Origin of the sequence: Campylobacter sp., assembly GCF_052169515.1 — a bacterium.
Taxonomy (GTDB): domain Bacteria; phylum Campylobacterota; class Campylobacteria; order Campylobacterales; family Campylobacteraceae; genus Campylobacter_A.
In genome coordinates this window covers 43,481-58,714 of the sequence record NZ_JBQNCH010000004.1, presented here as the reverse complement: position 1 = coordinate 58,714, position 15,234 = coordinate 43,481, and the positions used below count along the sequence as shown (strand labels likewise).

9 protein-coding genes are annotated in these 15,234 nt (G+C 40.0%); 2 read left to right on the top strand and 7 right to left on the bottom strand.

What is annotated here, in order from left to right:
- Positions 1 to 90: 90 nt before the first annotated feature.
- Positions 91 to 3,282: a S8 family serine peptidase gene (locus ACTTKV_RS02065; RefSeq protein WP_442549011.1), complete on the top strand. Its 3,192-nt coding sequence runs from the start codon at positions 91 to 93 to the stop codon at positions 3,280 to 3,282.
- Positions 3,283 to 3,325: 43 nt separating this feature from the next.
- Here ACTTKV_RS02065 and ilvA read toward each other — a convergent pair whose 3' ends face one another.
- Genes ilvA through ACTTKV_RS02035 form a run of 6 tightly spaced genes read right to left on the bottom strand, consistent with a single transcriptional unit; the run spans position 3,326 to position 11,961 of the window.
- Positions 3,326 to 4,537 carry a threonine ammonia-lyase gene (gene ilvA, locus ACTTKV_RS02060; RefSeq protein WP_149716782.1) on the bottom strand — a complete coding sequence of 404 codons (1,212 nt, stop codon included), beginning with the start codon at positions 4,535 to 4,537 and terminating at the stop codon, positions 3,326 to 3,328.
- A gap of 25 nt (positions 4,538 to 4,562) precedes the next feature.
- Entirely contained in the window at positions 4,563 to 5,666 is a 1,104-nt protein-coding gene (gene trmA, locus ACTTKV_RS02055; RefSeq protein WP_442549010.1) for a tRNA (uridine(54)-C5)-methyltransferase TrmA, read from the bottom strand.
- Between the two features lie 2 nt (positions 5,667 to 5,668).
- Complete coding sequence (locus tag ACTTKV_RS02050; RefSeq protein WP_442549009.1) at positions 5,669 to 7,363, bottom strand: Na+/H+ antiporter NhaC family protein; 1,695 nt, start codon at positions 7,361 to 7,363, stop codon at positions 5,669 to 5,671.
- A 9-nt stretch (positions 7,364 to 7,372) separates the two neighbouring features.
- Positions 7,373 to 8,119, bottom strand: a complete 747-nt coding sequence (locus ACTTKV_RS02045) for an SDR family NAD(P)-dependent oxidoreductase (RefSeq protein WP_151227539.1) — start codon at positions 8,117 to 8,119, stop codon at positions 7,373 to 7,375.
- 8 nt (positions 8,120 to 8,127) lie between these two features.
- Positions 8,128 to 9,339, bottom strand: coding sequence for an ankyrin repeat domain-containing protein (locus tag ACTTKV_RS02040; RefSeq protein ID WP_442549008.1), 1,212 nt, complete (start codon positions 9,337 to 9,339; stop codon positions 8,128 to 8,130).
- A 36-nt stretch (positions 9,340 to 9,375) separates the two neighbouring features.
- Entirely contained in the window at positions 9,376 to 11,961 is a 2,586-nt protein-coding gene (locus tag ACTTKV_RS02035) for a bifunctional aconitate hydratase 2/2-methylisocitrate dehydratase (RefSeq protein WP_442549007.1), read from the bottom strand.
- 128 nt (positions 11,962 to 12,089) lie between these two features.
- Between ACTTKV_RS02035 and ACTTKV_RS02030 the strand changes: the two genes are divergently transcribed.
- A complete protein-coding gene (locus ACTTKV_RS02030) occupies positions 12,090 to 12,548 on the top strand; it encodes a methylated-DNA--[protein]-cysteine S-methyltransferase (RefSeq protein ID WP_442549006.1) in 459 nt (152 codons plus the stop codon).
- Positions 12,549 to 12,811: 263 nt separating this feature from the next.
- Here ACTTKV_RS02030 and lon read toward each other — a convergent pair whose 3' ends face one another.
- Positions 12,812 to 15,229, bottom strand: coding sequence for an endopeptidase La (lon, locus tag ACTTKV_RS02025; RefSeq protein WP_442549005.1), 2,418 nt, complete (start codon positions 15,227 to 15,229; stop codon positions 12,812 to 12,814).
- Between the last annotated feature and the right edge of the window lie 5 nt (positions 15,230 to 15,234).

The window sequence follows — 15,234 nt, the reverse complement described above, 5'->3', positions numbered from 1 at the left end:
AGTAAATTTTATCATAAATTTTAATATTTTAATTAATAATTTATTTTAAGCATATTACAATCCTTTTAAATTTTATGCAAAGGATAAGATGTGAAAAGACCCATTTTAAACAAAAAATGTATTTTGATAAGCGCGGCTTGTTGTGCTCTTTTGTTTGCAAATTCACTAAATGCCAACGATCAAGAAAGTGGTAAATTTGGCGACATAAGCAGCTGGGAGAGCGCTGAGTATAAAGCATACTGGGGACTAAAGCGTATAAACGCAGCTATCGCTTATGCTCTTGGAGCGACAGGCAAAGGTGTGACGCTTGGTGTTATGGACTCTGGCGCATTACTTAGCCACCCTGAACTTAGTGACGGTAGGATAAGCGCACTAAAAATTTCTGGTAGCTACTACAAAGACGGACAAAAATATCCAGATACTGAGTACGGCAACTCACCTTATCTAAAAAAAGGAAGCAATGACAAAAACAGAGCTGACTTTGGCGACTTTAAAAAAGGTGAAAAATTTGAGGCTGATGGCAACTGGATCGCTGGTGTAAACGACTCGCACGGCACACACGTAGCTGGCACAATTGCTGGCTCAAGAGATGGCAAAGGGATGCATGGTGTAGCATTTGGCTCAAAACTTATAGTAGGAAATACTGGCGGAACCGACGGTATGACATATGGACCAAACCAAGACTACAACTTCTTTTTAGCATCTTATGAGGGACTAGCCAAAGGTGGTGCAAGAGCTATAAATAATAGTTGGGGTTCAAACCGCAAATTTTATAAAGCTTATGAGGGAGCAACTGGATTTGATGGCGGCAATAGCTTAGATATAAAAGACCTTGATGCAGCTTATAAAAGCTACTATCCATTTGTTACAAAAGGCAAAAATTTCATAGATGCTGCTTATGAAGTCGCCAAAAAATACGGCATCATTCAAGTCTTCACTGCCGGAAATAGAAATGGCATGAAAGAGTCATACACAAGAGCAATGCTTCCATATTTTCGTCCAGATGCTGAAAAATACTGGATAAACGTCACTGGAGTGACAGATGGCGATGCACAATACTTTAACACAGCAGGTCACTCAAAATGGTGGAGTATCGCAGCACCTGGTAAAAGTATAAAATCAAGCACAGTTGATCCTAAAAATGGAGAGGCAGGATATGACAGCTGGGATGGTACATCAATGGCAGCTCCACACGTCACTGGCGCACTTGGTCTTGTCATGCAAAGATATTCATATATGAGTAATACTCAAGCAAGAGATGTTCTACTAACTACCGCAAGACAAGTTAGAGATGAGTTTAAAAAGCCAGCTGATACAAGAAGAATTTCTGGTTTTACTGCACCACTTGGCGTACCTGATGAGCGCTGGGGCTGGGGAGTACTTGATATGTCAAAGGCTATGTTTGGACCAGGACAGCTGCTAGGTGTATTTGATGTAAGTCTAGACGTAGATGATCTTTACTCAAATAATATCAGCGATGTAGCTATAAAATATAGAAAGACTGAAGATGAAGCAGAGGCACAAATTTGGGCTAATCGCAAGGCCGAACTTAAACAAATGTCAAATTTAACAGCCGAGCAAAGGGCTGAACTTGATATAGGCAATGCTAGAGAAAAAGCGAGAGAACAAAGAGCTAACGAAGGCTATGAAGGGACTCTTATCAAAAGAGGTCTAGGCACTCTAAAACTAGCAGGTAACAACTCATACACTGGCAAGACTATAATAAAAAGTGGCAAAATCACAGCACTAAATCAATCACTAAAATCAAGCGAAGTAGTAGTTGAAAATGGTGGTGCACTTGAGATTGTTAAAGAGATGAGCGTTAGAGAGATTGATAAAAATAAATTTTCTCAAAAGCTATCTTTTAAAGATGTAACTAGAAAAAGTACAAGTGACACAGTAAAAGCTACTATAAAAACAGGTGGTAGTTATATCATCTCAAATAATGCAGCAAATTTAAATCTAAATTTTGAGAAGAACTCTATTATAGATATAAGCGAGCCAGATGTAGATGTCATGAAAAGACTCTATGATGATAGCTCAAAGGAAAAAACTTACGCCGTAACTGGAAATTTTAGTGGCTACAACGACACCATCTCAAAAAAATACGCATTTTTTGACCTTACTAGAAATTATAGTGACAGCAAGCTAGAGCTCACATTCAAAAAATCAGAAAACACGATGACAAGTATCGCAGCTAACGATAACCAAAAGAGAGTAGCACAGCTCATAGAGAGCACTGCTAGCAGGCCATCACTCCTCGCTTCTCCGTTTAGAAGTAGACCAGCAGTCATCACGAGCGACTTGTATAGACACTTCATCTACGCTACACCAAAACAAGCAAGTGACACACTAAAAACATTTGCAAATAATGCAAATTTAGCTCAACATAATGCATTTTTACTAGAAAACATCTTGCTCAAAAATGCAATCATCAACCATGAATTTGATCCATTCAGTGCAAAAGCAATCGATGCGAGTGGCATGAAATTTTGGTCAAATACCATGGCTAACGCTATGAAATCTGATGATGTAAAAGCAAACTCATTCACCCAGCTTTTTGGATTTGACGGTAGCGTAAATGATGCTTTCACACTTGGTGGTGTGCTTGGTGCTAGCAACGAAAAAGTAAAAGAAGATGGCGATGATGCCTATAAAACAAAAGGCACAAGCATTGGCATCTACGGAAAAAGCCAGATCGCCAGTACAAAACTAGACCTCGGTCTCATATACACAAATGCAAAACGAAAAACACAAAATGGTGCTACAATCGCAAGCTTTTACTCAAATGAACACGTAAAGAGCAAAGAAAAAGCACTTACTACTTACGCAAATTTGGCACTAACTAGCTTTAATAGTGCGAATTTCTCACTAAATCCTTATGTGGGCGCAAGCTATCTACGTATGAAAACTGATAGCACTAGCCAAAATGTAGGAATTTTCAGAATGGACGTTGATGAAAAAGCTAGAAATTTAGGCATATTTAGCTTAGGCTTAAATCCTAGTGTGCCATTTAGTCTTGGCAACATGAAGATGAAATTTGAAGCAGATGTAGCCTACAACAGACTAGTCGGCGATACAAGAGCAAATATCGGCGTAAATATCGCGAATGCTGGATACTTGGAACTTGAAGGAAAAGAGGTACGCGATCTTGGCACAGCTAGCCTTGGTATAAAAGCAAATGTTTATAAAAATATAAATTTGGGCCTATCTTACACAGGTGCTTTTGCTAAAGATGTGAAGTCAAACAGCGTAAATGCAAAATTTGAGATATTGTTTTAGTAGAAGTTATGCTCGCTACTTTAAAGGGTAGCGAGCCATTAAATTAAAATAGTTGAGTGAAAGAAAAACCGTTTTTAGTAAGAACTTCTTTGATCTTTTCTTGATGCTCAAGGCCCTTTGTCTCAAGCGTGATCGTGATATTAGCGTCACCGTAATCAAGCCTTGTTGAAAAACGGTCGTAATCAATCTTCACGATGTTTGCGTTTGCTGATTTTAGGCTATCAGTTAGGCTCATGAGCGCTCCTGGCTTATCTACAAGAGTGATTTGTAATGTCATCTTGCGGTGAGACTTAATAAGACCCTTTTCTATAATGATAGAAAGAACTTGCACATCGATATTTCCGCCACTTAGCACCACGCCTATCTTTGCACCTTTTTTAAATTTTATCTTATCATGCATAAGTGCTGCTACACCTGCTGCACCAGCACCTTCAACTACGATCTTTTGCGTCTCTAGCAAAAACAAAATTGCAGTCGCAATCTCCTCGTCATCGACTTGCACAAACTCATCTACGCACTCAACGATATTTGCCAGTGTGATCTCGCTAGCGTCACGCACAGCTATGCCGTCTGCTATGGTGCGGACTGATTTTGAGTTTATGCTCTTTTTAGCACCATAGCTATTAAACATAGCTGGAGCACCCTTTGCACCAACGCAGACCACTTTTGTCTTTGGATTGACCTGCTTTATGCAGCTTGCCACGCCGCTAGCTAGCCCTCCGCCACCAACTGGGACGATGACCATGTCAAGGTCACTGATCTCATCAAGCATCTCAAGCCCCACAGTGCCCTGCCCTGCCATGACGTACTCGTCGTTAAATGGATGAACAAAGGTCATGCCTTTTTCTTTGGCATAATTGACCGCAAAAGCGTATGCCTCATCAAAGTTGTCGCCCTTTAAGATGACCTCTGCGCCAAGGTCCTTTGTGCCAGCAACCTTTAGAAGTGGCGTAGACTCTGGCATGATGATGCAAGCATGCACGCCAAATTCCTTTGCACTTATAGCTACTCCTTGAGCATGGTTGCCAGCACTTGCAGCCACAACGCCACGTTTTCTCTCCTCATCACTTAGGCTAGCTATTTTATTGTACGCACCTCTTATCTTATATGCGCCAGTTCTTTGTAAATTTTCTTCTTTCAGGTAAACACTTGCGCCTAAAATTTTACTAAGCTTTGCACTCAGCGCAAATGGGGTCTTAGTCACAAAATGACCGATCGTGATCTTTGCTTGGATGATTTTATTTAGTGAAACCATTTTTTTCAAATTTTCCTTTTTAAAATTATTCTTTTGCCCTTAGTAGCACGCCACACTCGATGTGATGAGTGTTTGCGAACTGATCAAAAATGGCAAATTTTATCACTTTATGGCTTTTACAAAGCTCATTTAAATTTTCTTTCAAAGTCTCTGGGTTGCACGAAATGTAGATGATATTTTTGAAATTTTTGATGAAATTTACGACACTTTCGCTTAGTCCTGCACGAGGCGGATCGACAAGTACGTGCGAGAAGTTAAAGTCGCTTAAATTTATCTCTTTTAGCCTGTTAAATTCCCTAACGCCAGCAAATGCACTCATAAGCTCATCAGCATCCATTCGTAAAAATTTGATATTTTTAGCCTCGTTTAGCTCGCAGTTTTTAATGGCATTTGCGATCGAGCTTTTTGAAATTTCAGTGGCAAGAACGTTTTTAAATTTAAACGAAAGCGGAATGGTAAAATTTCCATGTCCGCAGTAGAGCTCAAGGAGGTCATCGCTGCTTTGCACGCACTCTTTAGCCCAAGCTATCATCTTTTCATTTACTGCTCTGTTTGGCTGGATAAAGGCATTCTCAGAGAGGCTAAATTTATAAATTTGCCCTCCAATATTTAGCTCGTCTATCAAATTTAGCTCACCACTTAGCAGCTTTTGCCCGCAAGATCTAGCAAGTATGGTGATATTAAGCTTATTGGCTAAATTTTTAATCTCTGTTTCAAACTCACTATCAAGCTTTTTGTGATAAAGCAACGTGACTAAAGTGCCGCTTTTGCAAGAGATAAATTCTACTCCAAAAAGCTTTGTACGCAGCGTCTCACTCTCTTGCAAACTTTTAAGTAAACTTGGCATAAGAGTAGAAATTTGCTCGCAAACCTTTGGGCACTCATTTATAAAAATTCTCTTACCTTTTTCGCTTGCATGCATAGTATAGCTAAGCTTAATACCTTCGTGCCAGATGCCAAACTCAGCTCTCGTGCGGTAGTGCTTTGGATTGGAGCCAAACACATCAAATTCGCCATCATAAAACTCTGAAAAATTTTGTTTTACAAGATCAGTTTTAAATAAAATTTGCTCATCATAAGGAGTAAAAAGAGTGCAAGAGCCGCACTCTTTTAGATAATTGCAATCCAAATTTATGCTTCCACCTTTTTACCGACAAATCTAACTAATGCCCAAATCGCTAAAAATCCGCATGGAAGTGCTATCCAAACGCTAACGCCAAATGCAACAGGTAGATAGCCGACTAACACACTCACCGCACAAACGCTTAAAGCATAGACCATTTGTGTAGAGACGTGGTCGATGTGGTTACATCCTGCACCCATTGATGAAAGTATCGTAGTATCCGAGATCGGAGAGCAGTGATCACCAAAGATCGCACCTGTAAGTACGCCTGATATATTTACAATCATATATGCATGCATAGCATCTCCGTCTAAGCCGTAATTTTTACCAACAGCGTAAGCTAGTGGAATAGCTAAAGGCATCAAAATACCCATCGTGCCGTAGCTTGTTCCTGTTGAGAAGCTTATAAATGAACCAAGGATAAAAACAGCCACTGGTAGGATAAATTTAGGTGTTGATGAGCTTAGTAGATCAACCAGATATCTTGATGTACCAAGCTCTTTTATAACAGCGCTAAGACTCCACGCAAGAAGTAAGATCACAACTGTAATTATCATAGTTTTCCAGCCTTTTACCCATGTGCTGATAGCCTCTTTTACGTCAAAAATTTTACGCCAAACGCCCATTGTGATAGCTACAATACTAGCAAGTAACGCTGCTTGAAATAGCGATGTAGCTGAGTCTGCCTCACCAAAAGTATCTTTAAAAGTAGAAAATGCAAGTGGGTGCTCAAGTGCATTTTTAAGAGCATCACCCTCAAGTGCAGCAAGGCCACTAAAGTAAAAACTAGTAAAAGCACCAATAACTAGCACAAGAAGTGGCACGACAGCGTTTGAGGCGCTTAGTTTTACGCCTTCTTTTGGCTCAAGTGTTTTATCTTCTAGGTCTTGGATTTGGGTTTTACCTGAGTGAAGTTCGCCCTTTCTGGCACGTCTTTCAGCTAATAGCATTGGGCCGTATTCACGTTGCATCAAGGCAGTACAAACTATAAAAAATAGTATAAAAAGGTTGTAAAATCTATATGGAATTGTCTCGATAAATATAGAATAAGCGTTAATTCCAGTCTCTCCAACTAGCTCATAGCCCTTTTCAATGAGTGAAACCTCAAGGCCAACCCATGTCGAGATGATAGCTATGCCAGCGATCGGTGCCGCAGTAGCATCTATGATGAAGGCTAGTTTTTCGCGGCTTATTTTAAATTTATCACTTATTGGTCTCATGATAGGACCTACGATTAAGGCATTTGCGTAGTCATCGAAAAATACAAAAATTCCCATGAGCCATGTTGAAATTTGAGCTGAGATACCTGTTTTTGCCTTTTTGCTAAGCCAAAGGGCAACCGCCTTTGTACCGCCCATCTTTGTGATGAGTGCGACCACACCACCGATACAAAGCACTTGAAGCAAGATACCAGAATCAGTCTTATCAGCCATTGATTCAACGACCCTTGAGACGATACCTGTAAAGCCTTTTACGATGCCCATAAAGATGTTTTCATTGATGATATTTATAAGAAACGTTCCGCTAAAAACACCGATAAATAACGACAATATAACGTCTTTTGTGATAAAAGCAAGTGCTATTGCCACAACAGGCGGTATAAGCGTAAATACGCCATAAATTTCAGCGTTTCTCTTTGCCACTTCTGGATCGACACCAAAAAGCGCAACGCTAAAAAAAAGTAATAATAAAATTTGTCTCACAAGAACTCCTTAAAATTTTTCTATCGCAAGCCCAGCCCAAGTCTGCGTATTTGCCATGACTTCGACTCTGTTTATATTGACACTTCCGGGCATATTTAGACAATTTACCAAAATCGTCGCGATATCCTCAGATGTGATGAAATTTGTATTTTCATAAAGGCTATCTGCCTTTGCCTTATCTCCCCTAAATCTAACCTCGCTAAATTCAGTCTTGCAAAGCCCTGGCTCAATGTTTGTCACCCTAATATTTGTGCCGACTAAATCATTTCTTAAATTTAAACTAAACTGCTTCACAAAGGCCTTTGTGGCACCATAAACGTTGCTTCCAGGATACGGCCATGAGCCAGCTGTCGAGCCTAGGTTAAAGATATAGCCCTTTTCTTGTTTATAAAGTAGCGGCAAAACCGCCTTTGTAGAGTAGATAAGACCCTTGACGTTGGTGTCTATCATCGTCTCAAAGTCCTCTACCTTCGCATCTATCGTCTTTTCAAGTCCAAGTGCCATGCCAGCGTTGTTTACAAGCACTTCAATGTCCTTAAATTTATCAGGCAAGCTCTCAACCGCTTTAAAAACAGCTTCTTTATCACGTATATCAGCTACGATGATATGCGTATCGCCAAGCTCGCTTGCAAGCTTCTTTAGCCTATCTTCTCGCCTTGCAAGAGCGACTATCTTGTAGCCCTCTTTTGAGAGTCTTCTGGCGATCGCCTCGCCAAATCCAGATGTTGCACCGGTTACAAAAGCTGTCTTTTTCATGATTTTTCCTAATTAAAATTTGGTTTTAAACCCAAGTTTTCTAAAAATTTGATTGTCTTTTCGTTTTGTTCTTTCATGGCATAGTCAAGCGCGTTAAATCCAGCGTCATCAGTGGCATTAATATCAGCACCATTATCCATCAAAAGTTTTAAAATTTCTGGTGTTGCGTGAGCTGCTGCATGCATAAAAACACTTCTATTTGTGTGTTCTAGACCGCATGTATCTTCAACTTGCGTCATACCCAAATTTATCATATTCATCTTGGCATTTTCGTCTATGTAACTCTCGTTTACATTGGCACCATTTTTTAGCAAAAGCTCACAAAGTGGCTTATCGCTAAACTGCACAGCATAAAAAAGCACACTTTTTCCAAAGAAATTTTTATGATTTACATCAGCTTTATTTGCAAGTAAAATTTTTACATTTTCTATATTTTTTAGCGCAAAAAATAGCGGCGTCTCATCACCTAAATTTACATCCGCTCCACGCCTTATGATCTCTTTTATCATATCGCCACTCTTTTCATTCAAAAGTGCAATATTAAGCAAATTTGTAAGCTCAGCGGTACTGAAATTTTTCGAGTAAAGCAAATTTGCAAGCTCATCAAAACTTATCTTTTGGGCGATCATCTTTTGTTCAGGGGTTAAAATTTTAGCCTTATTTATATTTTTGCCAACACTAAATGTCAAAAACTCATTTACTACGCTGGTTACGTAATACGCAGCACTTGGCGTATCAAGTCCAAGGCTTTCATAAAATTTTACAAGCGGAGTTTGAGCATTTTTATAGGCTTCTAAAAATTTTTTATATTTTAAAAAATTAAACAAACTTTCATTTGCCCAGTATCTAAAATACTCCATCCTAGCATCTTTTTGCTCTTCGGCAATATCAGGCTTTTCAAGCTCCTTTGCATAAAATTCAGGTGCGAATGACGCTTTTAGCAAAAGCCATCTAAGCTTATTTAAATTTTCTTTATAAACGCCATCGCCGACACAGCTTTGAGACTCGCTTCTCACAGCTATACTAGTATCAAAAAGCTCTTTTATCTCTTGTAAATTTATAAGTGAGCCATCGCAATAAAATAGACTCTCATTTATATATGCAAGCCCGTTTGGAGTAGTTTTAAAGCTCTCTTTTTTGGCAAGATCACTGCACTCTAAAGCGTGTAGATTTATCAAAAAACAAACGCTAAAAAAGAGAAAAAAACCTACTTTTTTCATCAAAGCTCCTTAAAATTCCGCGATATTGTAACAAATTTATATACTAAACTCACTTATTTCATTAAAATTTAGATATTTATAAATTTTATCTTTGTTTAAACTAAGACTTTCTCTTACTATACTTTTATACTCATCGATGTTTGGTAAACGCCCAAGTAGCGCACAAACAGCAGCTAGCTCGGCACTTCCTAGATAGACCTTCGCACCCATACCCATTCTGTTATCAAAATTTCTAGTTGAAGTAGAAAATACCACTGCATTGTCGTTTACTCTTGCTTGATTGCCCATGCAAAGCGAGCAGCCTGGCACTTCTGTTCTTGCATTTAATCTTTTAAAAATTTCATAAACGCCTTCATCTTCAAGAGTTTTTTTGTCCATCTTTGTCGGCGGTGCGATCCAAAGCCTAGTTGTAAGCTTGCTCTCACGCTCCAAAATTCTAGCAAGTGCTCTGTAATGGCCGATATTTGTCATACAGCTTCCCACAAAAACTTCATCGATCTTATGCACTCTTTTGTTATCAGCTAAAATTTCACTTAAAGTAGCCACATCATCTGGATCATTTGGACACGCCAGGATCGGCTCATCGATCTGAGCTAGGTCGATCTCTAAAATTTCAGCGTATTTTGCATCTTTATCGGCTCTTAAAAGGGTTGGATTTTCAAGCCATTTTTGCATTTTTTCTTTTCGTCTAAGCAGGGTCTCACGGCTTTCGTAACCAGCTTTTATCATTGCGTCTATTAGCGCAACGTTTGAGCGAATATACTCCACAACGCTAGCCTCGCTTAAATTTACCACACAAGCCGCAGCCGAGCGTTCAGCTGAAGCATCACTTAGTTCAAACGCCTGCTCTACTTTTAGATTCTCAAGCCCTTCTATCTCTAAAATTTTACCTGCAAAAACGTTCTTTTTGTTTTTCTTCTCAACACTTAAAAGCCCTTTTTTTATCGCAAAATACGGTATCGCATTTACAAGATCACGAAGCGTCACGCCCTCTTTTAGCTCGCCTTTAAATTTGATCAAAACCGACTCTGGCATATTTAGTGGCATCATTCCAAGTACCGCTGCAAACGCCACTAGACCACTTCCCGCTGGAAAACTAATGCCAATAGGAAATCTCGTGTGACTATCGCCGCCAGTACCCACCGTATCAGGTAGTACCATGCGGTTTAGCCACGAGTGGATGACGCCATCGCCTGGCTTTAAACTCACACCACCACGCAAGTTTATAAATTTTGGCAAGTTCTCATGCATCACAAGATCACTTGGCTTTGGATATGCGGCCGTGTGGCAAAAGCTTTGCAGAACAAAATCCGTGCCAAAACTAAGACTAGCAAGCTCTTTTATCTCATCTCTAGTCATCGGCCCTGTTGTATCTTGCGAGCCAACAGTTAAAATTTCTGGCTCCACATAAGCCCCAGCTCTAACACCAGCTACGCCGCAAGCCTTGCCGACCATCTTTTGAGCCAGCGTATAGCCACCGCTCTGCTCCTTTGGCTGGTCTGGCTTTATAAAAATTTGCTCCTCGCCTAACCCAAGTGCTTCTCTAGCCTTTTTGGTCACTTGGCGTCCTATCATAAGCGGTATCCTACCACCTGCTCTTATCTCATCACTTAGAGTATTTGGGTTTAGTTTGAAATTTGCCACGAGTTTTTTCTCGCCGCCAATAAGCTTATAAATTTCGCCTTTAAATGGATAAATTTCTATCTCATCGCCCATCTCAAGCTCATTTACATTTGCAACTATCGGCAACGCACCGCTGTCTTCTGCTGTGTTAAAAAATATCGGAGCTATGGTCGTGCCAATCACGATGCCGCCCGTTTTTTTGTTTGGCACACCCTCTATCTCATCGCCCAAATGCCACTGGATCGAGTTTATACCACTCTTTCTGCTGCTGCCAGTGCCAACTACGTCGCCAACATACGCCACTTTTTTACCACGAGCTTTAAGTTCTTTTAAAATTTCTAGAGCCTCAGGCATCTTTTTTACAAGCATTGCTTTTGCATGAAGTGGTATATCAGCCCTTGTATATGCCTCGCTCGCTGGACTTAGGTCATCAGTATTTGTCTCACCTGGTACCTTAAAAACGACAGCGTTTATACAGGCTTCAATTGGCTTTTTATGCGTAAACCACTCTGCATTTGCCCAAGAAACAAGCACCTCTTTTGCAAATTTATTGTTGCTACTTAGTTTTACCATCTCGTCAAAATATTCATGCACCAGGATAATATTTTTTAGCTCATTTGCGGCAGTGCTTGCGATAGTTTCGTCGCTATTTTTTAGAGCTCGCACCAAAATTTCTACATTGTATCCGCCAAGCATCTTGCCTAAAATTTTAATGACACGCATAGCGTCAAGACCGCCAACAGCAAGTCCATCTATCACTTCACCAAGAAAGTTTGCCTTTATCTTTGCAGCATCATCAACGCCAGGATTGATGCGAGTTTCAAGCAAACTTATAAGAAATTTTAGCTCGCTTTGCGCCTTTTCATCGCCACTAGACTTGCTGGCAAACTTTATTAGCTCGCAAATTTCACTTGTTTGCTTGGCATTTAGCGCAAGCGGTGGCACGCCCTCTTTTTCTCGCTCGCTCACGTGTTTTTTGTAGTCGGTAAAAAAGCTCATAAAATTCCTTTGTGGTTTTTTGCTCGTTATTTTTGGTCTAAAAATCGCTAGTTTTGCTTGCATTTTATCAAAAAGCAAAACAAACTAAAGTAAAATTTGCCCAAATTTTCAAATTTAAAGGAGCAAATGTGTCAAAAGCTTACCTAAAATCTCCCATTGGAATTTTAGAGATCGTTGCCAGTAAAAATGGAATTTGTGAGATAAATTTTGTAGATAAATTTGAAAAAATAGCGATAAAAGATGAAAATTTAAGGCTTTGCCTTGATGAGCTAGAGGCTTATTTTAAGGGTGAGCTTAAAAAATTTAGCATTAGACTTGATATAAAAACAACTAATTTTAGAGCAAAAATTTACGAGGCCTTACAAAAAGTACCATACGGAGAAACGACCACATACGCGGCCCTAGCACTTGCTGTAGGTCACAAAAATGCCTACCGAGCAGCAGGATCAGCAAATGCTAAAAATCCAGTGCCTATTATTGTACCTTGTCACAGAGTACTAGCTAGTAACGGACTTGGTGGCTACTCTGGCGGAGATGGCCTACCAACTAAAATTTGGCTTTTAGAGCATGAAGCAAAGCATAAATAGCTAAAATTTACAGCAAAAAATCCATCAAATTTTAAAATTTATGAACGAGCATATCACGGCTCTAAATTTAGCAGCGAGCTTTGCAAGACCTAGATTTTATAAAAATATCTTACAAATTTTAGTAGTCCGCCAAAGCGAATAAAAAAGTTTTAAAATTTATTTTTTATTCAAGAGTAAACAAGCTAGCCTAAAATTTTTACTTCGTAGTATATTTATAAAAATTTCCTAGCCCAAAGTGAGGCCAAATAGGGCTAGGATTTGGATTATTTTTTAGTTACAAGAGCGTTTTTTAAGACATCGTCTATCGTATCTACGGCAATGATCTTCATGTCGCCTTTTACCTCGGCAGGTATATCGACAAGGTCGCGGTCGTAGTTTTTACGAGGTATCAGAGCTGTTTTGATGCCAGCTTTGTGAGCAGCGATGAGCTTCTCTTTTAGACCACCGATCGGCAGCACTCTACCAGTTAGCGTAATCTCACCAGTCATTGCTATGTCGTGTCTTACCTTTGTGTCGGTTAGTATAGATGCGATCGCGGTTGCCATCGTGATGCCAGCACTTGGTCCATCTTTTGGTACAGCGCCCTCTGGTACGTGCAAGTGAAGATCATAGCGCCTATAAACATCGCTAGCTTCGAGCTTGCGCTTGTCGTCATCTAGTTTTGGCACGATTGCCATTGGTACTTTTAGTTTTTTGTTATCGATCAGCACTTTAACGACGCTAAATGCGATGTGAGCACTCTCTTTCATTACATCACCTAGCTGACCGGTGATTTGCATGCTGCCTTTACCCTGGATCCTTATAGCCTCGATCCTTAGTACGTCGCCTCCAACGCTAGTCCACGCTAGGCCATTTACTAAGCCGATCTGATCTTTTTTATCAGCTGGCTCTATCTCATAGACCTTTTTCTCTAAAAATTCTTTTAAATTTTTAGCCGTAACGCTGATCTTGCCCTCATTTTTTTTGGTGAGGATATTTTTGGCGACTTTTCTTAATATATCAGCGATCCTACGACGTAAATTTCGCACGCCACTCTCTCTTGTGTAGTCGCTGATTATGAGCTCTAGTGCATCTTTGCTTATGCTAACATCGCTTGGTTTTAGTCCGTGCTTTTTAAGCTCCTGAGGCAAGAGATATTTCTTCGCGATCTCAAATTTCTCTTGTGGAGTGTATGAGCTAAGCTCAATAAACTCCATCCTATCTCGAAGTGCAGCCGGAATCATGCTCACATCATTTGCCGTGGCGATAAAGACAATCTTGCTAAGGTCAATATTGAAATTTAGGTAATAATCTCTAAATTTGTTATTTTGCTCAGGATCTAAAATTTCAAGTAAAACCGCAGTCGGATCGCCTCTATAGCTTCTGCCAACCTTATCGATCTCATCCAAGACAACCACTGGGTTCATCTGCTTGGCTTCTATGAGCCCTTGCACAATACGCCCTGGCATAGCACCTATGTAGGTGCGGCGGTGACCTCTTAGCTCGTTTACATCCTCAAGTCCGCCAAGAGCGATCCTAACTAGTTCACGCTTTAGTGCCTTTGCGATCGAGTTTGCAAGGCTAGTTTTTCCCACGCCTGGAGGACCTGCAAAGCATAAAATAGCGCCATTATTTACTTTTTCGCCAACACCCCTAAGCTCCAAAAGCTCACGCAAGGCAAAATACTCCTCTATGCGCTCTTTTGGCTTTTCAAGACTGTAGTGATCGGCATTTAGATGCTTGCTCACTTCGGTGATGGATGATTTTTTCTTAGCTATATTTTCAAATGGAATTTCTAAAACCCAGTCAAGATAGCTTTGTAAAGTGTTTGCGTCAGCTGAGTCTGGGTGCATACGACTAAGTTTATCTATTTGTTTTTTGATCTCTTTGTAGGCATCCTCAGCCATAAATTTTTTCTTCGCATCAAGTTTTTTGCGGTACTCTTCAAGCTCCTCTTCACGGCTCGTATCCGCTCCAAGCTCAGCTTGAATTTGCTTTAGCTGCTCCTTTAAAAAGTACTCTTTATTTGTCTTGTCGATCTTTGAATGGACTTTATTTTTTATCTCTTTTTGAAGCTTATTTGCCTCGATCTCTTCGATAACATAGTCGATAAGTTTTAGCAAGCGTTGCTCTAAATTTTCCTCTACAAAAAAGCTATAGGCAATCTGTTTTTTTAGGCGAAGTGCACTTGAAACCAGGTCACAAACCCTGATCGCTTCAGCACTCTCTTCGATCGTCTTTAAAAGATCTGGTGGAAAAAAGTGGCTAAACTGCGAAAGCTCTCTTACTTTTTCTCTTAAAACAACGATGAGAGCATCAGTTTTGACCTGTGATGGGCGCTTGACGTGAAGCATATCGACGATACCACGGAGCGGATTTATGCCTGATTGTTTTAAAATTCTGCCCTTGTCGATGCCCTGAAATAGTACTTTTACACGTCCATCAGGTAGTGGCACACGACGCATTATAGTGCCGATCACACCAGCATCATATATTCCCTCAAAATCTCTAGCGCCATCTTGTTGAGGTTTTGTAGGCACTACAAGGATCGGAGTCTCCTCTTGTATAGCAAGTTCAAGTGCCTTTAAATTTTCTTCATCGCTTAAAAAAAGCGGAGTTATCATAAATGGATATAAAAATAGCTCATCCTCAACAATTATAGGAATTTCAGTTGGTAGGCTTCTACTTTCGTTTATTTGCAAAATTT